The sequence below is a fragment of the Pseudomonadota bacterium genome (assembly GCA_018823135.1).
Classification (GTDB): Bacteria; Desulfobacterota; Desulfobulbia; order Desulfobulbales; family CALZHT01; genus JAHJJF01.
This window is the reverse complement of the sequence record JAHJJF010000098.1, coordinates 1-25,205: the sequence shown is the minus strand read 5'-3', so window position 1 is coordinate 25,205 and position 25,205 is coordinate 1. Positions and strand designations below refer to the sequence as shown.

At 52.0% G+C, this 25,205-nt stretch carries 25 protein-coding genes; 20 read left to right on the top strand and 5 right to left on the bottom strand.

What is annotated here, in order from left to right; all coding sequences use genetic code 11:
* Positions 1-149 precede the first annotated feature (149 nt).
* On the bottom strand, positions 150-959 hold the full coding sequence (locus tag KKE17_10825; protein MBU1710486.1) for a hypothetical protein: 810 nt from the start codon (positions 957-959) through the stop codon (positions 150-152).
* Between the two features lie 938 nt (positions 960-1,897).
* Here KKE17_10825 and KKE17_10820 point away from each other — a divergent pair.
* The 11 genes from KKE17_10820 (at position 1,898) to KKE17_10770 (ending at position 14,179) form a co-directional block, all read left to right on the top strand.
* Positions 1,898-3,496 (top strand): sigma 54-interacting transcriptional regulator, encoded by a 1,599-nt coding sequence (locus KKE17_10820; protein MBU1710485.1) that lies wholly within the window; start codon positions 1,898-1,900, stop codon positions 3,494-3,496.
* Between the two features lie 222 nt (positions 3,497-3,718).
* On the top strand, positions 3,719-4,690 hold the full coding sequence (locus KKE17_10815) for a PAS domain S-box protein (protein ID MBU1710484.1): 972 nt from the start codon (positions 3,719-3,721) through the stop codon (positions 4,688-4,690).
* Positions 4,691-4,852: 162 nt separating this feature from the next.
* Complete coding sequence (locus KKE17_10810; protein ID MBU1710483.1) at positions 4,853-5,425, top strand: response regulator; 573 nt, start codon at positions 4,853-4,855, stop codon at positions 5,423-5,425.
* A gap of 58 nt (positions 5,426-5,483) precedes the next feature.
* On the top strand, positions 5,484-8,177 hold the full coding sequence (locus KKE17_10805; protein MBU1710482.1) for a PAS domain-containing protein: 2,694 nt from the start codon (positions 5,484-5,486) through the stop codon (positions 8,175-8,177).
* A 226-nt stretch (positions 8,178-8,403) separates the two neighbouring features.
* Positions 8,404-8,760 carry an antibiotic biosynthesis monooxygenase gene (locus tag KKE17_10800; protein MBU1710481.1) on the top strand — a complete coding sequence of 119 codons (357 nt, stop codon included), beginning with the start codon at positions 8,404-8,406 and terminating at the stop codon, positions 8,758-8,760.
* 274 nt (positions 8,761-9,034) lie between these two features.
* Positions 9,035-9,787, top strand: coding sequence for a PEP-CTERM sorting domain-containing protein (locus KKE17_10795; GenBank protein ID MBU1710480.1), 753 nt, complete (start codon positions 9,035-9,037; stop codon positions 9,785-9,787).
* Positions 9,788-9,877: 90 nt separating this feature from the next.
* A complete protein-coding gene (locus KKE17_10790) occupies positions 9,878-10,684 on the top strand; it encodes a BON domain-containing protein (GenBank protein ID MBU1710479.1) in 807 nt (268 codons plus the stop codon).
* Between the two features lie 130 nt (positions 10,685-10,814).
* Positions 10,815-11,672, top strand: coding sequence for a DUF3494 domain-containing protein (locus KKE17_10785; protein MBU1710478.1), 858 nt, complete (start codon positions 10,815-10,817; stop codon positions 11,670-11,672).
* 73 nt (positions 11,673-11,745) lie between these two features.
* Positions 11,746-12,066, top strand: coding sequence for a BON domain-containing protein (locus tag KKE17_10780; protein MBU1710477.1), 321 nt, complete (start codon positions 11,746-11,748; stop codon positions 12,064-12,066).
* 130 nt (positions 12,067-12,196) lie between these two features.
* Positions 12,197-13,852 carry an OmpA family protein gene (locus KKE17_10775; GenBank protein MBU1710476.1) on the top strand — a complete coding sequence of 552 codons (1,656 nt, stop codon included), beginning with the start codon at positions 12,197-12,199 and terminating at the stop codon, positions 13,850-13,852.
* A gap of 177 nt (positions 13,853-14,029) precedes the next feature.
* Entirely contained in the window at positions 14,030-14,179 is a 150-nt protein-coding gene (locus tag KKE17_10770) for a lmo0937 family membrane protein (GenBank protein MBU1710475.1), read from the top strand.
* A gap of 38 nt (positions 14,180-14,217) precedes the next feature.
* Here KKE17_10770 and KKE17_10765 read toward each other — a convergent pair whose 3' ends face one another.
* Positions 14,218-14,460, bottom strand: coding sequence for a hypothetical protein (locus KKE17_10765; GenBank protein MBU1710474.1), 243 nt, complete (start codon positions 14,458-14,460; stop codon positions 14,218-14,220).
* A gap of 22 nt (positions 14,461-14,482) precedes the next feature.
* Between KKE17_10765 and KKE17_10760 the strand changes: the two genes are divergently transcribed.
* The 7 genes from KKE17_10760 to KKE17_10730 all read left to right on the top strand — a co-directional run bounded on the left by KKE17_10760 (position 14,483) and on the right by KKE17_10730 (position 21,161).
* Positions 14,483-15,616: an MlaE family lipid ABC transporter permease subunit gene (locus KKE17_10760; GenBank protein MBU1710473.1), complete on the top strand. Its 1,134-nt coding sequence runs from the start codon at positions 14,483-14,485 to the stop codon at positions 15,614-15,616.
* Position 15,617: 1 nt separating this feature from the next.
* Entirely contained in the window at positions 15,618-16,430 is an 813-nt protein-coding gene (locus KKE17_10755; protein ID MBU1710472.1) for an ATP-binding cassette domain-containing protein, read from the top strand.
* Between the two features lie 22 nt (positions 16,431-16,452).
* Entirely contained in the window at positions 16,453-17,403 is a 951-nt protein-coding gene (locus KKE17_10750; GenBank protein ID MBU1710471.1) for an MCE family protein, read from the top strand.
* Positions 17,400-18,044, top strand: a complete 645-nt coding sequence (locus tag KKE17_10745) for a membrane integrity-associated transporter subunit PqiC (protein ID MBU1710470.1) — start codon at positions 17,400-17,402, stop codon at positions 18,042-18,044. Before KKE17_10750 ends, KKE17_10745 begins: the two co-directional genes overlap by 4 nt.
* A 197-nt stretch (positions 18,045-18,241) precedes the next feature.
* On the top strand, positions 18,242-18,799 hold the full coding sequence (locus KKE17_10740; protein ID MBU1710469.1) for a phosphatase PAP2 family protein: 558 nt from the start codon (positions 18,242-18,244) through the stop codon (positions 18,797-18,799).
* 55 nt (positions 18,800-18,854) lie between these two features.
* Entirely contained in the window at positions 18,855-20,612 is a 1,758-nt protein-coding gene (locus tag KKE17_10735) for a DUF3943 domain-containing protein (protein ID MBU1710468.1), read from the top strand.
* A 45-nt stretch (positions 20,613-20,657) separates the two neighbouring features.
* Positions 20,658-21,161, top strand: a complete 504-nt coding sequence (locus KKE17_10730; protein MBU1710467.1) for a transposase — start codon at positions 20,658-20,660, stop codon at positions 21,159-21,161.
* A 68-nt stretch (positions 21,162-21,229) separates the two neighbouring features.
* Here KKE17_10730 and KKE17_10725 read toward each other — a convergent pair whose 3' ends face one another.
* A complete protein-coding gene (locus KKE17_10725) occupies positions 21,230-21,502 on the bottom strand; it encodes a DUF3185 domain-containing protein (GenBank protein MBU1710466.1) in 273 nt (90 codons plus the stop codon).
* Between the two features lie 262 nt (positions 21,503-21,764).
* Complete coding sequence (locus KKE17_10720; protein ID MBU1710465.1) at positions 21,765-22,574, bottom strand: DUF3494 domain-containing protein; 810 nt, start codon at positions 22,572-22,574, stop codon at positions 21,765-21,767.
* A gap of 649 nt (positions 22,575-23,223) precedes the next feature.
* Here KKE17_10720 and KKE17_10715 point away from each other — a divergent pair.
* Both KKE17_10715 and KKE17_10710 read left to right on the top strand, forming a co-directional pair.
* Positions 23,224-23,838: a DNA-binding protein gene (locus KKE17_10715; protein MBU1710464.1), complete on the top strand. Its 615-nt coding sequence runs from the start codon at positions 23,224-23,226 to the stop codon at positions 23,836-23,838.
* A gap of 207 nt (positions 23,839-24,045) precedes the next feature.
* On the top strand, positions 24,046-24,972 hold the full coding sequence (locus KKE17_10710; protein MBU1710463.1) for an Hsp33 family molecular chaperone HslO: 927 nt from the start codon (positions 24,046-24,048) through the stop codon (positions 24,970-24,972).
* 5 nt (positions 24,973-24,977) lie between these two features.
* On the opposite strand, the gene KKE17_10705 is transcribed toward KKE17_10710, so the two are convergent.
* A partial coding sequence (locus KKE17_10705) for a peptidase S13 (protein MBU1710462.1) occupies positions 24,978-25,205 on the bottom strand: 228 nt, incomplete at its 5' end.

The following is a 25,205-nucleotide window of genomic DNA, read 5'->3' as shown; positions in this document are numbered from 1 at the left end:
GGCCTCGCAGGTTTGTTAATCAAACTTGCGAGGCTTTTTTTGTCCTCGTCACTCAATGGAGTCTTTTCGTTGTTTTGTCTTTTTTGATTAAATGTTATGACCACAGATTGATGAAATATGAATGATGATTATTCACAGGAGAAAAAATGTTAAAGGACAACACGCTGGGGTCGTTCCAGGACAATTGCCTGGAGCTTTTCAAAGACCGCATTTCCTCTCAACGGCACCGAGGTTTCGCCGGCTGCAACTGAACGGAGGAAATCCATCTGTTGCCGGTCTGAGCTGGCCAACGATTGATCAATCCACACCAGGATGTTGTTTCCAGGACTGTAAAGCACCAGGGGGCCGAAGGCAGCCTCATTATCCGGCCCGGTTGATGAATCCCCAAAAGATACTGTCTGCTCAAGCTCGAAAGGTCTCGGCGGTTTCTGAAAGCCAAGCATTGCGGCAAACAGGGTGAGTGATTTTTCAACGCCCTTGGCATTGCGGCCAGCCAGCCACGCTATGCCTTCCTGTGCCAGATTTTCAATATCTGCATCCGTGTAAGTCAAATCAAGCTGTCCAATCGCATCTTTCCGGACAGTTTCCACCGATTCATCCTTTGAACTCAACTTGATATCGGAATCCACCAGAATGTTGCGGATATTGCGAATACTCCACAAATCAAGGGTTCGCGGGCTTCTGCGAACGGTCACATCTTTAACGGTGGATTGAAAAATCGGCAGCTCGTTGTCCAGGACCATGATCATCGGCAGCGCCCCCTCAACCGTTTTAACATAGAGATCCAGGTCGCGTTCATGCTGGAATTCATAAGGGCTCATTTCCAGGAGGCGGCGCATGTTCTCCTTGTCAACCGGGCGTCGGGTGGATCCGGAGCCGCAGGAAGCTGTAACTTTTGCGGCAAGGCGGTCAATTTCAATTTTTCGCAAAAGGTTTTCAGTAAATTTTGTTTTTTTCATTAGTTCTCCAATGGGTATTTTTTTCATAGTGGCAGGATCGATCTTTAAAGTCATGCGATAAATTTAAATTCACAAAAATGAGGCTGCCCATGGAATCCACAGGTCTTTAAAGAGTAAAAGACCGTCAGGATCAGCAGGTAAACATACTGTCCTGAACAGGGAGCCAAAAGATATATATGTTGTTTCAAGTCAAGAACTTGGCGGTAAATATTGCTCAATAATATGATTAAGGATGGCAAACTATGACCTCTGGTATCTGCCTGATAGGTGTGATTTGTGAAATATCGTTTCCAATGTCGCAGGAGATTATGATAAGACATGGTTAATGGCTGGAATTAATAGTGAGGAAACTGTCGGAGAAATCCGAATCTACTCAAAAAAATGGATTAATTATTGCGGTGGCGTTCATAACCCTTTCGAGGATAATGACCTGACCTTTCAAATGCACAAATGATTCCAAAAGGAGAAAGGCCTTGAAAAATAATAACCGCACAGCAGGAACATCTATGCACAAAGACTTTGTTGACCGGCCGGATACCACCCTGGATGATTACCCGAGGGTAATCCAGGAGTTGCGAATGTATCAAATTGAACTTTCGCAACAGAACGAGGAATTGCGTGAGATTCAACTCGAACTTGAGAAATCCCGTGCCCGGTATGTGGATCTCTATGATAATGCCCCTGTCGGTCATTTTACCTTTAACGGAAAAGGGCTGATTCTGGCAGTGAATCAAACCGGCTGCAACCTCTTGGGGCTGGAGAGAGACGTCCTGCTCAACAAATCTTTCACTTCATTTATGAGCCGAAATGACAGTGATCTATTCTATCTTCATTGTAAAAAAGTATTTGCAGAAAAAAGCAAGCAGACCTGTGCCCTCACACTCATTCACGAAAACGGCAAGACGTTTTACGCCCAGCTTGACAGCATTCCTGCTTTCATGGCCCCCGGCGAAAATCCACTATGCCGGACCACGATAACCGATATCAACAAACGTCGGGAGTTGGAAGAGGCGCTGAAGAATTCTGAAACGCGTTATCGCCGTCTTTTTGAATCATCCAGGGAGGGAATAATCATCCTCGATGCAGAGACGGCACAGATCTCCGATGTCAATCCCTTCCTGATCGAAATGCTGGGGTATTCCACAAAGGAATTAGTCGGAAAGAAACTTTGGGAAATCGGCTGTTTTAAAGATGCCGAAGCGTCTAAAACCACATTTAAGACCCTGCAGAACAGCGGCTACGTCCGCTACGACGATTTGCCTCTGGAAACAAAAAATGGCCGGGAACTGGCAGTGGAATTTATCAGCAATGTCTATCTGGTCAATAACCAGAAAGTGATTCAATGCAACATTCGCGATATCACCAGACGGAAACTGCTGGAGGGGGCATTATGTGGACCTCATGACGGAACCGAACGGCGGGGGACGGAACGCCGGGCCGAACCGCGGATGATCAACGAGCAACTGGACAGGGAAATCCAGGAGCATCAACGGGCAGAGAATTCCCTTCTCAAAGCCCTGACGGAAATCAAAGCACTGAAAGACCGCCTGGTGATAGAAAATATTTACTTTCGACAGGAGATCACAAAAAAACACCAATTCGACCATATCATCGGGCAAAGCGATGGCATCAAGTATGTTCTCTATCGCGCCGAGCAGGTTGCGCCGACAAACACCACGGTCCTGGTCCTCGGCGAGACCGGCACCGGCAAGGAACTGATTGCCGGCGTCATTCACAACTTGAGCCCCCGCAGGAAACACCCGCTCTACACCGTCAACTGTGCAGCCCTGCCCGCCAATCTGCTGGAAAGCGAACTGTTTGGCCGGGAGAAAGGTGCTTTCACCGGGGCCGATACCAGACAGATCGGCAGGTTCGAAGTCGCGGACGGTTCCACCCTGTGCCTGGACGAGATCGGGGAACTGCCCTTGGAAATGCAGGCCAAGCTGCTCCGGGTGATCCAGCATGGTGAGTTTGAACGGCTGGGCTCGTCAAAGACCATCAAGGTCGATGTGCGCATTGTGGCGACAACCAACCGGAATCTCGAGGAAGAGATCCTTGCGGGCAGGTTCCGGAAGGATCTCTATTACCGTCTGAACGTGTTTCCCATCACGGCCCCTCCTTTGCGGAAGCGGACGGAAGATATTCCGCTCATGGTTCAGGCCTTTGTTGAACGCTATGCCCGGGAACTCGGTAAACAGATCACCTCGATTCCGAGAAAAACCATGAGGGAATTGCAGACGTATCCCTGGCCAGGGAACGTCAGGGAACTGGAGAGCATCATCGAACGGGCCATGATTCTCTGTCCCGGCCCGGGATTTCAGCTCTCGGACAAACTGACATCCTCTCCTCCCTTACAGTCCGTCGAAGGCGGGACCTTGAAAGAAATGGAGAGGAATCAGATCGTCAAGATTCTCTCGGAAACCCGTTGGCGCATTGAGGGGAAGAATGGCGCCGCCACGATTCTGGGGCTTCACCCGAGCACCTTGCGGGCGAGAATGCACAAGCTCGGGATAGTGCGACTGGAAATGAACGACTGAATAACCGGCGGCATCCCTTAATTTAACTAAGGCCTCAAAATTTTGAGGAACTATCATATGTTGAGGCCGGGCAAATCCTGTGCCCCTGTTTTTCATACTCCCATGGAACCCCCTGCTGATAAAAGTTTTCTCCGGGTTCAGGCATTATTTCGCCAAGCGGCACGTTAATTGCTAAATCTATACGTATTTGCCAAGTCCCCAAACACTGGAGATGAATATACTATGAAGAAACAGGACCTGAATGAATTGCGCAAGCGTGCAAAAGCAATACTCGGATCCGAGGAAAACTCTTATTCTGAAAATTTCGATGACGAGCTCAGTGCAGCGCTTCATGAACTCCGCACCCATCAGATCGAACTGGAATTGCAGAATGAAAATCTCCGCCGAACTCAGGAGCAACTTCTGGAGACCCGTGACCAGTATGTAGACCTCTATGACTATGCCCCTGTCGGCTATCTCACGTTAAGCGATAAAAATCTGATACTTGAAGCAAACATGACCTTGTCCGGCCTCTTGGGTGAAGACAGAGTGTCGCTCCTTGGCCGGCCCCTCTCCCACTTCATTGTTCCTGAAGATCAGGATATCTTCTATAAAAAGTTGAGAGAACTTACCGATACACAAAAACGGCATTCATGCGAACTGCGAATGCTCAGAAAGGATGGTGACTGGTTTTGGGCCAAACTGGAATGTGTTCCCCGGGAAAACATCGATAGAAGCGGGATTCTCATACGAATAGCCTTAAATGACATCACGGAACCAAAGCGCCTGGAAGCGGAAATCATCAAGGCCAAAAAGATTGAAGCCACGGCAATTCTCGCCGGCGGCATTGCCCATGACTTCAATAACCTTCTTGCCGTAATCCTCGGCAACCTTGAGATGGCGCAAAAGGATAGAACAATCAGCCGGCCTGTTGCCGACAAACTGCGGAATGCGCTCACTGCCTGCCTCAGCGCCGCGAATCTGACCAAAAAATTTCTGACCTTTTCATCCGGCGGCTACCCCCATAAAAAACTCACATCGATCAAGACCTTGATTTCAGATTCGGTGTGTCTGGCTCTTGCCGGATCGAATGTGAATTACGATTGTTCATATTCAGACAATTTATGGCCTGTTGAAATTGATGCCGGGCAGATGACGCAGACAATCAATAATGTTATAACAAACTCGCGGGAAGCCATGCCGCAGGGAGGCTGAATCCGAATTCGTGCTGAAAATGTCGACTCGATCCCTGAAAAAAGCAGCATCCCGAGCGGTCAGGATGCCAGGTATGTCCGGATTTCAATCGAGGATCAAGGGATAGGCATACCAAAGGACATTCTTCCTCAGGTCTTTGACCCTTACTTTTCCTCCAAGAAGATGGGGGCGGAAAAAGGCATGGGCCTGGGCCTGGCAATTGCCTATTCCATAATCAAAAAACATGGCGGCGCAATTGATATTGCATCGCAGCAGAACATCGGGACAACGGTCTCTATCTATCTGCCGGCAAGCGACAAGCAGATAGTTCCGCTTGAGAACAAGGCCCGAAAGGCTCTTCCTGTCACTAAAAAAATCCTGGTCATGGACGACGAGGAAATGCTGAGAAACATGACACGGAACATGCTGGAAGGTCTGGGCTATGAGGCGATAGTGGCATTTGAGGGAGAAGAAGCCATTCAAACATATTCCAAGGCCAAAAGTGCAGGTTCACCTTTCGGAGGGGTAATCCTCGACCTGACCGTCAAGGGAGGCATGGGTGGCATCGAAACCATCAGACGTCTTCTGGAGATTGACCCTGATATCAGAGCCATAGTTGCCAGCGGCTATTCAAACGACCCGGTCATGGCAAACTTCAAGGCGTATGGCTTTCTTGCTGCACTTGAAAAACCATTTCAATTGAAAGATCTTATGAAAGCCCTGGAGAAAATCATTGCTCCCACGGAAAATGACTAAGTCGGTCATATGCCCGAACGAAACCATAATAAACGCACACTTTTGCCGGAGTTGAAACATGCCCGTTAAAAAAGAGAAAAAAGCCAGGGTCGACACAGCCAGGACTCCTGTCGGGGTTAAAAAGACCGCTTCTAAAAATAAACCCAAAGCCAAAAGCCTGCCGCTTGATCTTGAAAGCGCCGACCAGGCGAGGACGCCACCCCCGATTGTCGGGATTGGCGCTTCGGCGGGCGGCCTTGAGGCCTTTGAGGCATTTTTCACCGCCATGCCGCCGGCCGCGGGCCTTGCCTTTATTCTGGTTCCCCATCTTGATCCGACACATATCAGCATCATGCCCGAACTGATCCAGAAACGCACAAAGATGCGTGTTCTGCAAATCAAGGACGGGATGCAGGTGGAGCCCGACACGGTATTTGTCGTCCCGCCCAACAAGGATCTCTCCATCCTGAACAGCACCCTGCAGCTCATGGAACTGAGCAAACCCCGCGGCGCCAATCTGCCGATTGACAGCTTTTTCCGTACACTGGCCAGGGACCAGGGTCCAAATGCGGTGTGCATCATCCTTTCCGGCACCGGCAGCGACGGCACTTTGGGGGTAAAAGCCATCAAGGCCGAGAGCGGCATGGTGATGGTGCAGGAAGAGAATTCCGCCAAGTATGACGGCATGCCCAGAAACGCCATAGCCACGGGACTAGTCGACTATATCCTGCCGCCCGCCGAAATGCCGGAACAACTGCTCAAATACCTGCAACACGCCATCCACAAAAAAACGGCCTCGATTCTCACCGGGGACGCAAAAACACCAGACGCCCTGCAGAAAATATATATCCTCCTGCGTACCCGCACCGGACATGACTTTTCCCTCTACAAAAACAACACGATCCTGCGGCGCATCGAAAGGAGAATGCATGTCCACCAGATTGACCTGATCAAAGACTACGTCACCTATCTCCAGAAAAGCGAGGTTGAAGTCGACATCCTGTTCAAGGAACTGTTGATCGGAGTTACCAATTTTTTCCGTGATCCTAAAGCCTTTGAGGCGCTCCGGGAAACAATCCTTCCGGACCTGCTTTCGGAGAAACCGGACGGCTATACACTGCGCGTCTGGGTTGCCGGCTGCAGCAGCGGCGAGGAGGCCTATTCCGTTGCCATCCTCCTGCAGGAGGTCCTGGAGGATATCAATCGCCGCATCAACCTCCAGATATTCGGCACCGACATTGACGAGGACGCCGTATCCGCGGCACGCGCCGGAATTTTCCCGGCCAGCATCGCCGATGACATGAGTCAAGCGCGCCTGAATCGCTGGTTCGTAAAGGAGGAACATCAGTACCGCATAAAAAAATCGATCCGCGAGATGCTGGTCTTTGCCGTACAGAGTATTATCAAGGACCCGCCGTTTACCAAGCTGGACCTGATCTGTTGTCGCAATCTCTTAATTTACCTCGGCCCGGAATTACAAAAGAGGCTCATCCCCAATTTTCACTACAGTCTGAAGCCCCACGGCATTCTTTTTCTCGGCTCCTCGGAAGCCATCGGACAGACCCAGGATCTCTTTACCGTGCTGGACAAAAAATGGAAAATTTACCGCCGCAGGTCGGGCTCTGTTGCCGCCCGACAGGTGTTGGAACTCCCCTTTACTCCCGCAAGGCATGAGAACATGAAACCCGAACACCCGGAATCCATCAGAAAAGCGGAAGAACTGAGCGCCTTTCAACTGGTTGAAACGATACTGAAACAGGTCGACGCCCCTCCCTGCGTCATTATCGACGAGGCGAGCAACATCATCTATCTCCATGGCCGCACCGGCAGGTACCTGGAACCGGCCATCGGCAAAGTCAGCGTCAATATACTGGAAATGGCGCGTCCCGGCCTTGGAATGGACCTGGCGGCCGCGATCCGGGGAGTCGCGACCAACAAACTGGCATGTGTCCGCAAAGGGGTCTCCATCGAGCACAACGGTGGTCACATATCCATTGATCTGACAGTGAAGCCGGTCCTGGAGCATCGCGCCTTGCGCGGCCTGATGATGGTCATTTTCAAGGAAATCGTCACTCCTGAAAAAAAGAAGATCACCTCAAAGCAGACAAAGACACTGCAAAAAAACACCGCCGTCGAGACACTCGAACAGGAGTTGCGGCACACCAGGGAAAACCTGCAGACCACCATCGAAGAGCTTGAAACCTCCAACGAAGAGCTTAAGTCCGCCAACGAAGAACTGCAATCCACCAATGAGGAGCTGCAGAGCACCAATGAGGAGATGGAGACCTCCAAGGAGGAACTTCAATCTCTCAACGAGGAAGCCGCCACGGTCAACGCTGAATTGCAGAGCCGCATCGATGAGTTGTCCAAAACCAATGATGACATGAAAAACCTGCTGGACAGCACGAATATTGCCACCATTTTTCTCGATCTTGATCTGTGCGTCAGAAAGTTCACGCCGAAAGTAGTGGAGATCATCCCCCTGGCTGGTATCGATGCCGGCCGCCCCATAAAGCATTTTGCCACCGCCCTGATCGATACGGACCTGACGGACTATGCCCACGACGTTTTACAGAACCTCGGAATGAAGGAAAAGGAAGTGCGTGCCAAGGGCGGCGCTTTCTACCGTATGCGGGTTCGGCCTTATCGCACGTTGAACAATGTGATCGACGGCGTGGTGATCACCTTCGAAGATATTACCGCGCTCAAGAAAACCGAGTCCGCTCTGAATGCCTTGAATACGGAACTTGAAAAACGAGAGCGGAAGTCATAACTGCGACTCAGGTTGCAGGCAGGGCATTCACTCTTCTCCGATTTCAAGTCTTCTCGACATTCTAATGAATACCGTGCTGCTTTCATAAAACCTGCCAATTATTACACGTTGAATGCCTCAATAATTTGAGGTGTTCAACCATATATTGAGGCCAAAAGAATCTGTCTTTCTTCTCTGCTGTTTTCTTCGCGTCTTCCCAGCCCCTGTCAACAATGGCTTTTCCAGGTTGTTTACGACTGCTCTCCCCATCGGCATGCCTTTTGCTATTACCTCAATCATGATTCTCGTTATCAAGCATATGAGGGTGCCTGCCGAAAAACGCAAGGAACTGTCTCAGACGATTGCCTCGCTTATCGGCGCCATCAAAAAAGAAAAGGGCTGCGGGCGTTGTGATTTTTTTCAAGGCATTGAGGATGAAAATATCCTCTGTCTGCTTGAAGAATGGGAGTCCCGGAAGACCCTTGAAACATATCTCAAGTCTGAATGTTACAAAGTAATGCGGGGGGCGATGAATCTGCTTTCAGACCCATGTGAATTAGTTACTTACTGCTATCTAAAGCCGCCGGAAATAAAAAAAGAGTAATTCGCTCATGACCAAACCAGCCCCTGTTGAGCTGGACTCTCATCAGTACTCCACATGAGATAGTAATGAACTTCTATTTCCCGAGATGAAAAGAATCTCATCCCGGATGTTTTTCAATCTGGCCGCCCCGGGACGAGTGAGAATACGCAAATATCACTAAAATCATTAGGAGGGCAAAGAATTGGTGCAGAAAATCAAGCCGTTTGTCCGCACATCTCATAGGTAAAGAGGAAAAGGACTCAAGAACTAACAAAATCAAAATTTGGAAATTAAAATGAAAACAACATTATTTAAAGGTTTGGCTCTATCAATGGTCGGCATGGGAATGATGGCGGGAAGCGCTGCGGCGACCCCGATGCTTGATTTTGCGGTCTCAGCCCCAACCCCAGGGACAATAAGCTATAGCGGTGGCTCCCAGGCTTTGATTGGCAGCAATATTCAAGTTGACTCCGTGGTTGGCCTGGACACCTTACGCAACACCAGCAAGGCCTTAAGTTTTATTGGTGCGTTATTGAATTTCAACCCCGGAGCGAACACCGGAAGATGGGGCAGGGGTAGCGGGATTGGTTCCGAAATCTCTATTGTTGGTGGTGTGGATGTCGATGGGGATAACGTGGCTGATTTCAGTGGAACACTGCTCTCCGGGACTTCAGGCACGACACAAGTAATCAAATCGGGGACAACTTTTAATATCATAGGGGGCAGTTTTGCCGATTTCAAACTTCCCGAACTTCTTAATCTGTACGGCCTTCCAACAACCATGCCTGATGGCACTCCGCCCCTCGCCTATAATGGTAACCTCAACATTAGTTTTATTTCCCCTGTTAATTGTGTTGGAGCAGTTTTCACCAGGACTACGCTTTTAAGCGGTGACATAGTTAACACTACGATTTTAAACGGTGACATAGTTAACACCGCCAAGCCTGTTTCGGAGCCGGCCACCATGCTGCTCTTCGGCACGGGCTTGGCGGGTCTTGCCGGCATAGCCAGACGCCGCATCAGCAAGAAGACAACTCAAGGCAATTAAAATAATAGACGGTCAGCCGTCATCCGCCCCCTGACGGGTGACGGCTGCTGTGTTGAAAAAATAACCACTGAAACAACAAGGAGAAAATTCATGAAAACAATTTATAAAATGGCGTTTATGGCAGCTGTTGTTGCTCTATTGGTATCAATCGGCCCGGTTCGTTCGTTTGCGGACAAAATAGATGACAGTATCGAATCTTCCGCCAAAAAAACCTATGTGTACGAGAAATATCTCAAGGACGATGCCATCAAAATAGAGTCCAAGGATGGTGTTGTCACCTTGACCGGGACTGTCGCCGAAGGGTCCCACAAATCCATGGCCCAGGAAACCGTGGCCAGCCTCCCCGGGGTCAAAAGCGTTGACAATCAACTGAAAATTAAAGATGCCCCCGCGGAAAAGTCGGATGCATGGCTCACCACCAAAGTGAAGACCGCGCTCCTGTTTCATCGGAACGTGAGCGTCATGACCGAGGTTACCACCAAGGACGGGATCGTGTCCCTGAAGGGTGAAGCGGACAACAGCGCCCAGAAAGAACTGACAACGGAATATGCCAAGGATGTCGAAGGTGTCAAAGAGGTAAAAAATGAGATGTCCATCGCAATGAAAGGCGGCAAACCGGACAAACAGACATTGGGCTACAAGATGAATGAGATGGGCGAATCAATTGATGACGCATCAATCACCGCCCTGGTCAAAATGACTTTACTGTATCATCGCTCAACCAGCGCCATCCAGACCAAGGTCGAGACGGAAAACGGTTTGGTCACTCTTGAAGGCCAGGCCGGAAACGCGGCAGAAAAGGCTCTGGTCACCAAATACGTGGAGGATGTTCACGGCGTGAAAAGCGTGATCAACAATATGACCATCAAGAATCCCAAGATGGCGGCAAAAAGCTGAACAGGTGACTCGCCCCGGACTCTGATTGGTTGCCGAACCAGAACCGGGAGCGCGTCTGTGCAATGCATATCCGCAGTTTTGGTTGTCGTAAAACGTTTCAAACAAAATAAATCGAGAAAGGAGGTCCAAAATGAAACACAAAATCTTCCATATTCTGACAATCTCGGCATTATTCGCGCTTTGCACCCCGGCTCTGGGATTGGCCCTGCCAATATTGGGCTCTGCGCAGAACTTCGCGGTCCTGGGCGCCTCGACGGTGACCAATACCGGCTCAACCACCATTTACGGTGATCTGGGTCTTTATCCCGGTTCTTCAATCACCGGCTTGGGAAGCGTCTCGATCACAGGCACGGTACACCAGACTGATGCGGTTGCGCAACAGGCTCAGATTGATGCCCTCACTGCTTACAATGCGCTTGCAGCTTTGACATCCGCTTATGATTTGACCGGCCAGGACCTGGGTGGGCTCACACTCACTCCCGGTGTGTATCATTTTGACTCCGAGGCTCAGTTGACGGGAACCCTCACGCTCGATTTCCAGGGCAACCCTGATGCGGACTTCGTTTTCCAGATTGAGAGCGCACTCACCACCGCAAGCGCCTCTTCCGTGAACGTCATCAATGGGGGAGCGCTCAGCGGAGTTTATTGGCAGGTCGGCACTTCCGCGACTCTGGGTACAAGCACGACGTTCGCGGGAAATATTCTCGCGGACCAGAGCATAACCCTGAATACCACGGCGGCAATTCTATGCGGGAGAGCCATCGCCCTCAATGCAGCGGTGACCATGGATACAAACACCATCTCCAACAATAACACACTCGAAGACTTCGGCAGCGGCCGTCCGGACTTCGGCAGCTACGGCTTCAGCGGCGGGAGCGGCGGCGGAAATGGCGGCGGCACGCAGCAGGTCCCCGAACCAGCCACCATGCTCCTCTTCGGCACCGGAATTGTCGGCTTGGCAAGCCTCAGCAGAAAGAGAAAAAGATAATCTGCACCATGCACAACACTCATCAGGACAATACCTGAAGACAGCCGCACGTAAAGGCATAGGGAGTCAAATCATGAAACCAATCAAGTTGTTCACCGACATAATGCTCTTCATTCTGTTGGTTTCTTTTCTGGGTTGCGGATCGACGGCAGAGAAAGAAGGAACCGGGGAGTATATAGACGACTCAGTAATCACCACCAAGGTCAAAACGGAAATTTTCAAGGACGGATCACTGAAGTCCAGCGAGATCAGCGTCGAAACCTTCAAAGGCGTGGTTCAGTTGAGCGGCTTCGTGAATTCCCAGACCGACATTGACAAAGCAGTGGAAGTCGCAGGCCGCGTCAAGGGGGTGAAATCGGTCAAGAATGACATGCATCTCAAGGGGTTGCAGTAAACCTGCCTCCACCCTCTAAAAACGGCCAACTCTCTCTGATAATTTTGTCCAAAGGACAAGAGACGGGAATGAAAAGCGTGATCAACAAAAGGACTATCAATTAGTCCATGATTGGACAAGGAAAATAATTATGAAAAACAACTTTTGCTCAAAAGGACAAATGTCATTCATCAAGAATAAAGGAATCAGAGCAGGAGTCCTAATACTATTGTTATTCCTGGTGTCATGCGCCGGGCAGACGCCCACGCTCAAGCCCATCGCCATCGCGTCCACCGAAAACCCAACGGAACAGGTGAACCAGCTCGACAAGGAATTTGCCCATGCTCGAAACAATATGCTCGACGTCCTTGTGCCCGAGATGTTCGGCAAGGCGGAGAAATCGTTCGCGGAGGCGCGGAAAGGAGTGGAACGCGGGGATTCGATTACGGTCATTCTCCAGAATGTCTCCCTTGCCCGCGCACAACTCAAAACCGCCCAGGAACAGGTGGATGTCGTTCACACCGCGCTTGCCGACGTGATAAAGGCGCGCAAACTCGCCCGGGAGGCCGGCGCCACAAGCCTCGAGCCTTATGCTGAGGCTGAAGAATTTTTTCTTGAACTCACCCGGGGGATCGAGAACAACAATCTCAACTGGGCGACAAACAATCAGGCCCGCGTAACCAAGATTTTTGATCAGCTTGAAGTACGGGCGATCAAGGAGCAAACCATCGGCGAGGTCCGTGCGCTGATCCAACAGGCCGAAAACGAGGGCGCGCAAAAGAATGCGCCTCAGATGCATGCTCTGGCCGTGAACCTGTTGAAACAAGCCGACGACTTCATCTCCGAACACCGGTATCAAAGGTTAGAGATGCACAAGAAGGCCGAAGCCGCTCTGTTCCAGGCCGGACGCCTCCTCCAGGTTACACGGCTGAGCGAGGAGATCAAACCCAAAAAACCCGAGGAGCTGGCCCTCTGGATGGAAGCGATTCTACACAAGACCGCAACCCGGCTCTCCGTGCCCGACATGCGGAATCAACCACATCAGGTGCAGGTGGAAAATCTTCTGGCTTCCATCACGGCAGTGCAGGACGACCGTCAGTTCATGGTTGAAAAGGCCAAGACACACACGGCGGAACTCGACGCCGTCAAGGAGAAAAACACGAAGATAGTCGATTCCGTACGCAGTCAGTATCAGACCGAAGTCGAGTCGTTGAAAAACCAGGTCGCCTCGCTTGAGGGAAAAACCCGCGAAGATCGAATTGCCCTCGAACGTATGGCGGCGGCGACGAGCGCCTCGGAAAAACGCATGGCGCAAGAGAAACAACAGGTCGAAGAGCGGCTGGCGGCTGAACGGCGTTTCAATGAACAGTACAACGTTGTCCAGACCTTTTTTGAGCCGAATGAGGCCGAGGTCTACAAACAAGGCTCCCAGCTCGTTATCCGGCTGAAGACCATGCAGTTTCCCGTGGGCAAGTCCATCATCATGCCCGATAACTATGCGATCCTGAGCAAGGTTCAACGCTCGATTCGTGTTTTTGCCGAACCCGATGTGGTCATTGAGGGACATACCGACAGCACCGGCACGGACGAACTGAACGCAGACCTGTCCAAGCAGCGGGCTGAAGCTGTGAATGCGTATCTGGTGGCGAACCAGACCTTGCCGCCGGAACGAATCGTTGCAGTGGGATACGGTTCCATACGACCTCTGGAATCCAATGAAACCCCGGAAGGCCGGGCCGCGAACCGGCGAATCGATGTGATCGTCACACCGTCCGCGCAGAGAGGCTCAATCATCGCAGCTCAATAGACTTTTTTCAGGGGCCTTTCGGAAGGAACGCGAAAGGTCTTCCTGAAATAGTTTTATTATTCTACTCGACGATGTCTGTATCGTAAGACGGTTTCGCGATCACTACGCTGCCGGAGAATTGCTCAGGAAATTACCGGAGCCTGTTCCCTGGCACCATAACCCAAGGAGGATCATAATATGCTGTGGACGATTTCCGTAATACTGGTAGTCATGTGGGCGCTGGGATTGGTGAGCAGCTATACCATGGGAGGGTTCATACATGTCCTCCTGGTCCTTGCCATTATTGTGGTGTTGCTCAACCTCATTCAGGGTCGAAAAGTCCTGTAGCCGGCAGGCAATCTGGAACGCAACCAAAATAATTATTCTCAGGGAGGAGCGAAATGAAAACCTACACGGTGGTAGCCGGCATTCTCATTGCCATAGGAATCGCTGCCTTTATTTATCAAGGCATCAGCTTCACAACCCGAGAGAAGGTCGTTGATCTCGGTCCTCTCCAGATATCGGCCGATAAGACGAGAACGATTCCACTCCCGCCGATCGTGGGAGCTGTAGCCCTCGTGGGCGGCGTTGTACTGCTGGTCATGGGAAGAAAAAAAGGTTGAAGTCAACGGATAATTTCAACTCCTGATCATGAAACCATTATCGCCTCAACCCGCCGCAATCGCACAACCGACGCCCCGGGAATTCATATTGTCGGGGGCCTGGACCGCGCTCGGGATCGGCAGGATCCAGCCGCGACTCGATGCGATGTCCACGCCGTCACAAGCAGAGCTGGTCGTCGACGGTGCGGGCATCGAGGCCTTCGATACCGCGGGCGCCTGGATTCTTCAAAAATTCCTGGCACGGCTGGGCGATCAGGAAAATGTCGTGCAGGCGCGCAATCTGCGTCCGGAATTCGCCAGGCTGCTGGAAGTCGTGGCGCATGTCGCCGATCAGGCTGATCTGCACACGCCTGCCACCGGCCATTCCCAGACGGTGTTAGCGCATATCGGCCGAAGTGCTGCGGCCGCCCTGGAACAAACCGTGGCGTTGTTCAGTTTCGTCGGCGCAACAGCGATCGCCTTTGGAGGCTGCATGGCGCATCCGGCGCGATTCAGGTGGCGCCCAATCCTTTTCAACATTCGGAGCGCCGGCTTCAACGCGCTGCCCATTGTCGGCCTGCTGTCCTTTCTTCTCGGAATCGTGGTTGCCTATCAGGGTGCCGACCAACTCAGACGCTACGGTGCCAACATATTCGTGGTCGATCTTGTCGGCCTGTCAATGCTGCGCGAGTTTGCGCCGCTGATCACCGCCATCATCATCGCCGGACGCTCGGGCTCAGCATATGCCGCGCAGATCGGAACCATGTCCGTGACCGAGGAGATCGACGCCATGCGCACCCTCGGCATCGCGCCCCTCGAACTGCTGGTTCTGCCGAAGATCATTGCGCTGGTTATCGCGCTGCCGCTGCTGACCGTGTTTGCGGACGTGCTCGGCGTCTTCGGCGGGATGATCATGGCGCGCGCCCAGCTCGGCGTTGAATTCGGCGAGTTTCTCCAACGCTTCGCCAAATCCATCAGTATTACTGCCTACATGGTCGGCATCGGCAAAGCGCCGGCATTCGCCGCAATCATCGCCGTAGTCGGCTGTTTTCAAGGCTTCCGCACCAAGGGCGGCGCCGACAGCGTCGGCCGCCAGACCACGCGCAGCGTCGTGCAATCAATTTTCCTGGTGATCGTGGCCGATGCCCTGTTTTCGATCGCTTTCAGTGCGCTGGGGATCTGACATGCAAAACCAAATCCTTACAGACGAAACAGTCATCGAACTCAGCAAGGTATCGACGCGCTTCGGCGACCATATCGTGCATTCCGAACTTGACCTCGAAGTGCGCCGCGCGGAAGTTTTTGCGTTGATCGGCGGCAGCGGCTCCGGCAAATCGACGCTGCTGCGGGAAATGATTCTGCTGCAGCGCCCGACCTCTGGTACCATCCGGGTGCTCGGCGTGGATCTGCAAAAGCTTGGGGATGACGAGACCCGCGCGCTGCGCCTGCGCTGGGGGGTGATGTTCCAGCACGGCGGACTGTTCGGCTCGCTTACCGTGAAAGAAAATATCGGCTTGCCGTTACGCGAACATACACAACTTCGAGACGGTTTGATTGATGAAATCGCGGCCTGGAAACTCTCCCTGACCGGTCTGGCGCCGGAGGTCGGCGCGCAGTATCCGTCCGAGCTCAGCGGCGGCATGATGAAACGCGCGTCGCTGGCCCGGGCGCTGGCGCTGGACCCGGAACTGCTGTTTCTCGACGAACCCACCGCTGGCCTCGACCCGGAAAGCGCCGCCGGCATCGATGAACTGGTGCACAAACTGCGCGACCTCTTCGGCCTGACCATAGTCATGATCACTCACGACCTTGACCTGCTGTGGCAGGTTACCGATCGCGTCGCCGTTCTCGCGGAAGGCAGTGTGCAGGGCCTCGGCTCGATGCCGGAACTCCTGAAAATGGACAATCCCGCCATCAGGCAATTCTTTGACGGCCCGCGCGGAAGGGCGGCGCAGAAACAGGCGGGGCATGTGAAATCTCAGGTTAACAGCGTGTAGTGTCAAGGTTCAGGAGGCGGTCATGGAAACGAAAGTAAACTATACCATTGTGGGCATATTCGTTCTTGTCCTCGGCGCTGCGCTGATCGCGGGCGTGCTCTGGCTCGCTTCGGGCGGAGCCTTTCAAAAAAAGTACGATCTCTATCTTGCCATCGAAGAAGAATCGGTTTCCGGCCTCGAACTGAACGCATCGGTCAAATACAACGGCGTCGAGGTGGGCAAAGTGCGGGAAATTCGGCTTGACCCGGAAAATCCGGAAATGGTGAAACTGCTCTTCGCCATCGAGCATGGCACGCCGATCAAGGAAGACACTGTTGCGATTCTGAGAACACAGGGTCTGACGGGCATCGCCTATGTCGAACTCAGCGGCGGGACGCGGAATTCACCCCCCCTGCGCGCAACCGCTGACAACAAGTATCCGGTGATCCGCACCCAACCATCGCTCAGCGCGCGCCTGGAAAATTTACTCACCACAGTGCTTGCTAAACTGGACAGCACCTCGAACAACATCAATTCCATTTTGAGCGACAAAAACCGGGCGGCATTTGAGAACGCACTCGCGGACATTGCCACCATTGCCCACACCATTGCAGCGCGCAAGGACACGCTCAACGCGGCCATTAACAATGCCGCCCTCACTTTCGACAACGCATCCCAGGCAACTGCCCGGATCGGTCCCGTGCTCGATGATATCGGACGCAGCGCCGAAGCGGTGGGAAAAATGGGGGACCAGGTCACCCTGACGAGTGTCGGCATTGGCAAAACGGTCGACTCCCTGGGCAGCGAAGTAAAACGCTTCACCTCGGAAACTCTGCCCGAACTTGAACGCCTGCTCGGTGAACTGAGCGTTCTGGCGATCTCGCTGCGGCGCCTGAGCGAACAGACCGAGCGTGACCCGCGCGGCCTGCTTTTCGGCCGCAAACCAGTCCCGGACGGACCGGGAGAAACAGGAACAGGATCAAGAAAGCCATGAATACAAAATACATCCTTCACTGGTGCCGACTCTTAGCCACCGGTTTGTCGCTGACGGCCCTCGGGGGGTGCAACCTGCTGCTCCCGTCAACAACGCCGCATCCATCTTTTTATTCACTGGACAGCGTGCCGGAGACAGCCCCGGCCACGGCACCGGCGACCGCGCCGACCTTGATCATCAACCCCCCGGTTGCGGCCGCCGGCTTTGACAACCCGCGCATTATCTACACGCGCCAGAATCACAAACTCGAATACTTCGCACACAGCGAATGGGTGGATTCTCCCGCCCGCATGCTCATGCCGCTGCTGGTCACCACCATTGAAAACTCCGGGGCATTCCGCGCCGTGGTTCTGACTCCAAGCTCGGCGACCGGCGATCTGCGGCTCGATACCGAGATCATTCGACTGCAGCACGAGTTCCTCACCCAGCCAAGCCAGGTGCATTTCACGCTCCGCGCCTACCTCGTTGACAACAGAACCCGCCGCGTGCTTGCCTGGCGCGAGTTCGATATTATCATGCCCGCCGCCAGCGAGGACACCTATGGAGGAGTTGTGGCTGCCAACCGCGCGGTGCAAACCGTACTCGAGAAGCTTGCAACATTTTGCGCCGATGCGGTGCGCAACGTATGGGTGAAAAAATGAAACCGACTGATGTTCTCTATTTGATACTGACCGTTTTCGTTGCAGGATGCGCCGCGAAAGCGCTGCCGCCGGTGCGGGTGAACATACCCTCCTGAAGCATATATTATCGAGCCAAGCACTCCATCAGCAAAAATGGCCAGGATCTACCGGAGATCCGCAATTGTAAGTAAAACGTACTCAATAAATAGGAGTTACCCATGAGAATTATTATGACCAGATCCCTGCTTATATCATTTATGATAATGGCGCTTTGTTTGCCCGCCACCACGGCTAAGGCCGTGGAGGCCGACCTGTTTGCGACTGACATCTTGACGGCTATTGTTCCCTTGACCGGCCTGGCGGTCGCCCATTTCACCGACGATGACGAGGGCGAAAAACAGTGGTGGCGCAATACCCTGGAAAACCAGGTCGTCACCACGACACTCCGGGTCGCATTCAACGAAACCAGCTGGGGTGAACGCCCAAACGGCAGCGACTATAGTTTTCCCTCCGGACACGTGTCCACCATCGTATCCGGCGCGGCCTTCCTGGGCAGGCGCTACGGCTGGAAGTGGGGCCTCCCCGGGTATCTGGCGTCCGCTTACGTCGCCTATGTTCGGGTTGAAGATGACAAACATCACTGGCGCGATGCCTTTGCCGGCGCTGCAGTGGCGTATGGCATAGCCTGGCTCACGGTCACGCCGGAACACGCGACTTCCCTGGCCCCGATTATCGGACCCAATTTTCTCGGCTTGCGCTGGCAACGTTCCTTCTGACCCACCGATTCATTTTCGGGGGATTTTTTAAGAGAAGCAAAGATAAGGATAAGTAATGCAACTCGTAAGACAAATATTCAAGGCGTTTTTTGTGGTGCTTCATCTGGAGATATTACTCGCCATAAGCAGCCTCGCCTTTGCCCAGGAAGGGGAAATTACCGGTTCGGTAAAGGATCACTTGACCGACCTGGGAATTCAATGGGTAACTATCTCGGTAAGAGACGTAACTACCGGTAAGGTAATTGCAACCGGGCTTACCGATGCGTCGGGTGATTATTCAGTGCGTATTCCCGCCCTGGGAAATTACAGCGTCGAAGCGGCCAAACGTGGCTATGGATATGGTAGGGTGACGGCGCCGGATATGATCGAGATCTCCGATACTATCCCGAAGCAAACCGTCAATCTCTCCCTGGGAGGGAAGAAGTGGTTGCCGTACAACCCCGATGATCCTAAATCCGCCATGTCCTGGGAAACCGGGGCCGGCAAGAGCTACCTGATCCCGGCCCTGGAAATTCCCACCTTTCTGATTGTCCTTAATGTGTACGACCGCTATGTCTACTCCGACTTGGAAGAGAACGGAAAAAAGGTCTACGACACGGACCTGCAAACCTTCAGGGACCACGTCATCGACGGGCCCTGGGGGGTCGACACCGACGCCTTCAGCATCAACCAGTTTGCGCATCCCTATCAGGGTTCCATGTACCATGGCTTCGCGCGCTCGGCGGGCCTCAACTATTGGGAATCCTGCCTCTACACCAACCTTGGCAGCTTTCTCTGGGAAACGGCCGGGGAGACCACCAACCCCTCCATCAATGACCAGTTCGCCAGCGGCATTGGCGGGAGCTTTTTCGGGGAGGTGCTTTTCCGGATGGCCAGTCTGGTGCTGGAGGGCGATGGCGGCAAACCAGGATTTTGGCAAGAGTTGGGCGCGGGGATAATTTCGCCACCCACGGGGATCAATCGCCTGGCCTATGGCAACCGGTTCATGCCCATATTCCCCAGCCATAATCCGGCAACCTTCTCGCGGGTGCAGCTCGGCGTAAGTATAAACTCGAACGTCAACGACAACGAGAACATCTTAAGCAGCTTCGTGCAGACCGAGGGGAGTTTGAGCTACACCATGGCTTACGGGCTTCCCGGCAAGCCCGGATATGACTACACCCGCCCCTTCGATTACTTCCATTTTGAATTTACTACCCTCGGCAACACCGATAACCCTTTTGACAACATCATGATCCGCGGGTTCCTCCTCGGCGACGACTATACGGTTGGCAATTCCTATAGCGGAATCTGGGGCCTTTATGGCGGCTATGACTATATATCGCCGCATATCTTCCGCGTTTCCAGCACCTCCCTGTCCCTTGGCACCACTTACCAGTGGTGGATTTCCCGGGCGGTCGCTCTCCAGGGTTCGGTTCTCGGGGGGGTCGGTTACGCCGCAGCCGGCAATGTCACCCAAATAGGTGAACGCGACTACCATTACGGCATCGCCCCGCAAGGACTTACCGCTTTCCGGCTCATTATGAGCGACCGGGCCATGCTTGACTTAACCGGACGCACCTATTTCATATCCGGCATGGGTGGCGATGACCCGGGAGGACGGGAGAGCATCAACCGGCTGGACACGGGATTCACCGTCCGCGTTTATGGCCGTCACGCTCTCGGGCTCAAATACATCATTTCCAGTCGTGATGCCCAATATCCCGATCGTCCTGACAGCCACCAGTCGGCCGGCACCGTCAGTCTGGTTTACACCTGGCTCGGCAAGGCCCGGTTCGGCGCGGTCGAATGGCGCGGCACTGACTATCTCTAAGTATATGTAATGAGGGGGTAGGGGGCAAATCTTCCCAAGGCTGAGATTGTCTCTGACCATTTTCATATCATCAAAATTTTCAACGACAAACTGACTGAATTCCGCAGAGATCTTCAGCAAGAGGCAAACTACTCAGATCAAGAAGTACTCAAAGACACTCGTTGGTTGCTGCTGAAGAATCCAGAGAATCTCAATGAGGCGCGAAATGAAAAACAACGCCTTGAGAAAGCTCTTAATCTGAACAAACCGTTAGCCACCGCATATTATTTGAAAGAAAATCTCCGTCAGCTATTGGAACAGGGAGACAAGTTCCATGCTGAAATATTCCTTGATGATTGGATTGGCAGGGCAGAAATCTCAGGAATCAAGATCCTGAGAAAAATTGCCCAAACATTAAACAACCATCGCGACGGAATCCTCGAAGAACACAACTTCCTGATCATGGAATTCACCATGGCCGACGGCGGTGATACCGGACGGTTAATCAGCCTGGCCGAGACGGAACGATTGGCCTTTTCGGAATATCCCCTGCGGAAGATGACACCGTGATATTGATATTGGGGTCGGCCCAACACAATCATTATAAGTAGAGAGGGATAAAAAGGGGCACTCGTTCACTATTTACGGAGCAATCCTGAGCCTCTCGTGGCTGAAAGATACTGTACTCTGTCTGTTTTTCTCTCGCCAAATACCAACAGGGAGATGCCGCCCAGGAGCGCTAACGCCCCCCCCAACGGCAGCAGCGGGATAGCGCTCGTCTTCGTAGCCGTAATCTGGCTGATCCCTGAATCAACGGCCTTTTTGCCGGTTGCGTATGTGATGCCTTGGTAAGCAAAAACAACGAACCCTGCTACGATGAGAATGATGGCTACCAACGCATATGTTTTCATTTTTTGCTCCCTTAATGCCGTCCAAAGGTTTGGTTGATTGTTTCCCCTCGGCTCCAGAGGTTTTCCCCCCTGAAAGATGCTGAGCAGAGGACAATTCGTTGATTCATGACAATAGTTGTCCGGCAATAAAAACTTAAGGACACTCACCATGTTTTTCTGCAATTGGGAGGCGTCCTCAAGTTTACCCTAAACATTTACAACTGATTCAGTAGCGGACCAGGTGCTCGCTGGATCTGTTCATGGGACCTGGCGAGCTTTGGTCTTAGGGAACGGTAACGGTAGTCGCATCAAGATTGACTGCGGATTGGGCCAGCAGTCTGCCGTTGAGCGAGGCCAGATTGCCAAAGGTGATTGAGGTCTGGCCCATGATAATTCCCTCAAAGTGTGTTCTCGCGCCAATGCTTACCGCATCGGTAACCTGCCAGAAGATGTTCTGGGACACAGCGCCACCGATTAGAAGAATATTTTTGTCAGCGGCCATCGTCATAGTTCCAGCAACTTTGAAAATCCAGACATCGGTTGCAGTGCCAGCGAGAGTAAGATCCGTAGTGATGTCAATCCCGGTACCCCACTCATAGACTCCAGGAGCGAGGGTTAAACCGGCAAGCGTACCGGCCCCCACGTTGGTCGTCGCCGCGGAGGTTGCTGTCTTGCCAGCGGCGGCGGTGTAGGCGGTGCCCATGTTATTTACAGCGGTGGTCAGGGTGACAGGAGTCGTTCCCAAATTGTCGGCAGCGTAGAGTTTCCCGGGTGCAACCACCTGCGCCGAGGTGAAATAGTTATCATTAGGTTCACCTATTAGATCCCAGCCAGTCAAGAAACCCCTGGCCTCGGGACTCAAGCCAACATTCCCGGTCACCACGGAGGTTGGCACGGTGGCGACCCCGGTTTTTGCCAGAATCGCATAATTACCGGCCGTGCCAAGGTCGATACAACCCGCTCCCTCACAAACGTTCCCCATACTCGCGAGAGGGGGTTGGTTTGCCCCATCGCCACCACCGCCGCAGCCGGTAAGAGAAACGGCCAGACATAAGGCCACAAATCCCGAATTGATTTTTAATATTTTGTGCATATTGCTTCCTCCTTAATTTTTGATTAGTGACAAACAGGATGGTTCGTCATTTAAGGAGCGTTGCACCTTTCGAGCCAATGGCTGGTTTCGGTGATAATGCTTTGATGAGATTGGCTCAGACGGGATTTTCGCGGCGACCACAAAATAAAAACACTCAACTTCTCCCACCACATTTAATAGATCTATCAAATGTGGTGGATTCGTGGTGCATCTTTGTACCCAACCGAAAGAACATAGCATGATTTTTATCTGTTAAATGGCTCTGCGTGACGATCTTCAGATTATACGTTTCTTGCGTCGGCGAGTAAGTTAATAATCCCAAAGACTGATTTGCTTTCTGTCAGTCAAACCGGGGCTGACTCAATCTGGCCCGTTTTTTTCTTCATAGCATCCCTTGAGTCCAGCTAGTTCTTGTCAATTCTGCCGCCATTGTGTCTATTGTCATCCATCAGACTTAAGTATACGAAATATTGGAAATCCAAACTTTTTAACTGGAGAGAAATTTGTGAAAAAAAGAAATTTGATATCAGTAAGGATTATGTTTGCAATGCTCATATTTTTGGGGTGTCAGTTTATTTCTGGAAAAGCGGATGCTCAGCCCGGTCGAACTGGAGAACAGGCCACATCGCCGGCTTCAGCAGGCCAGCAAATGAGCGGCACAGTTGTGGAGACCATGGATAGTGGCGGGTATACATATGTGCAGGTCGATACAGGTTCGCAGAAAATCTGGGCCGCCGGACCACAAAAAAAGATCCAGTTTGGAGATAAGGTGATAATTCCATCCGGAATGTCCCTGCAGAACTTTCACAGCAAATCCTTGAATCGTGATTTCAGTTCGATCTATTTTGTTGGCGCAATTATCAAAGAAGGTGAATCCACAGGATCTGCTCCCTCTGACCATGCTGCAAAATCTCCGGGAATGACCTCGGCAAATGTTGAAGTGAAGGCAGGTTCTATTAAAAAAGCCGAGGGCGGCGAGACGGTTGGAGATATTTTTAAGAATAAAACCTCCCTGAGCGGCAAAAAAGTAACCCTGCGCGGCAAGGTTGTGAAATTTACCCCGCAGGTCATGGGCAAAAACTGGATTCATCTCCAGGATGGCACCGGGAGTCAGGGCAGCAATGATCTGACGGTAACCACTGCAGCTGAGGTCGCCAAAGGGGCAACAGTTCTTCTGACCGGCCAGCTCGCTGTTGATAAGGATTTTGGCTATGGCTATAATTATGATGTTATTGTTGAGGATGCGCAAATAAAGGTGGAGTAAGAACCGGAACGGCTCATCGATTCGGCCATAAACATGCGGCGCTACTAATTTGTTTGTAAGTTCAAAATGTTGGCGTCATGGGAATTCAGAAGCCAGAATTCAGGATTCTGGATACTGACTCCTAGAATTCTAAGTGAAAGCAGCTTCGCGGGCTGAATAATTTTCTTATATTCAATGTTTTCTCCTAACTCAGAAAGTTCGGTACATATGATTAAAAAAGATATTTTCAACAGGGATCTGAAGGCACAGCTCAAGGCGTCGGCAAAAGACAGAATATACCGCTTTGTCATGGCTGACAAGATGATCAAAGGGGCTGTTGTTCACTCCACCAAGATGGTCAATGAAATGCGCGCCAACCACGAAACAGGGCCGCTGGAAACCCTGATCCTCGGCCAGGCATATATTGCGACAAGTCTGATCTGCTCAGGACTTAAAGGCAAAAATGACCGGATAAGCATGGCGATACAATGTTCAGGCCCGCTGAAGGGGCTGGATGTTGAGGCAAATGTCCTTGGTGAGGTTCGGGGATATCTTAAAACACAGCACATTGAGGTTGACAATCCTGAAACAATTAAAGGCCTGGCCTCCCTTTTCGGGGCTGGTTTTCTCACCGTCACCCAATATCTGGAAAATGCCCCTGCACCGTATTCCGGGCAGGTGGCCCTTGAGCATGGCAGCATTGCCGAGGATCTGGCAAATTATTTTCTGGTCTCAGAACAGACTCCCACCGGATTTATCTTAAGTGTGTTTTTTGATGAGAAAGAAGAGGTTACAGGCGCCGGGGGGATTTTTCTCCAGGCAATGCCGGGGGTTGATCCGGAAAAGGTCAGGGAGGCGGAAATCATGCTTCAGGGGATTGATTCACTGGGCGAATTGTTTTCAAGAGGAAAGATGCCTGAAGCTATAATCCAGGATGCGTTTTCAAGTCTTGAACCGAAATTCTTAAATGACGGCCGGGTGGAGTTTTTCTGCAGGTGTTCAAAAGACAGAATGGCAGGATATCTGAAAAGTCTGCCTAAAGAGGATAAAACGGATCTGCTGCAAAATGGGCCGTTCCCTCTGGAAATCCGCTGCCATCACTGTAATTCGGCATATCAGTTCGGTAAGGAAGATTTGATGACGCTTGAAGACTAGGAGCGTTATTGTTCTGACGACTCATGTACCTTTTTGAGATTATTGAGTATTTTATCGCGGGTGTTTCGCTGCTGGTTGAGGATCACCACAAAGGGATCGAGTTGGCCTCTGGCTTCAAAATATCCGGCATAGGCGTAGATGCCTTGCAGATTTCCCGATTTCATCCGAATGTCATGCCTGGTCGGCAGCAGCTCGGCATAAGGTTTAAACTTTTCTAAGATTTTAAGCATGGC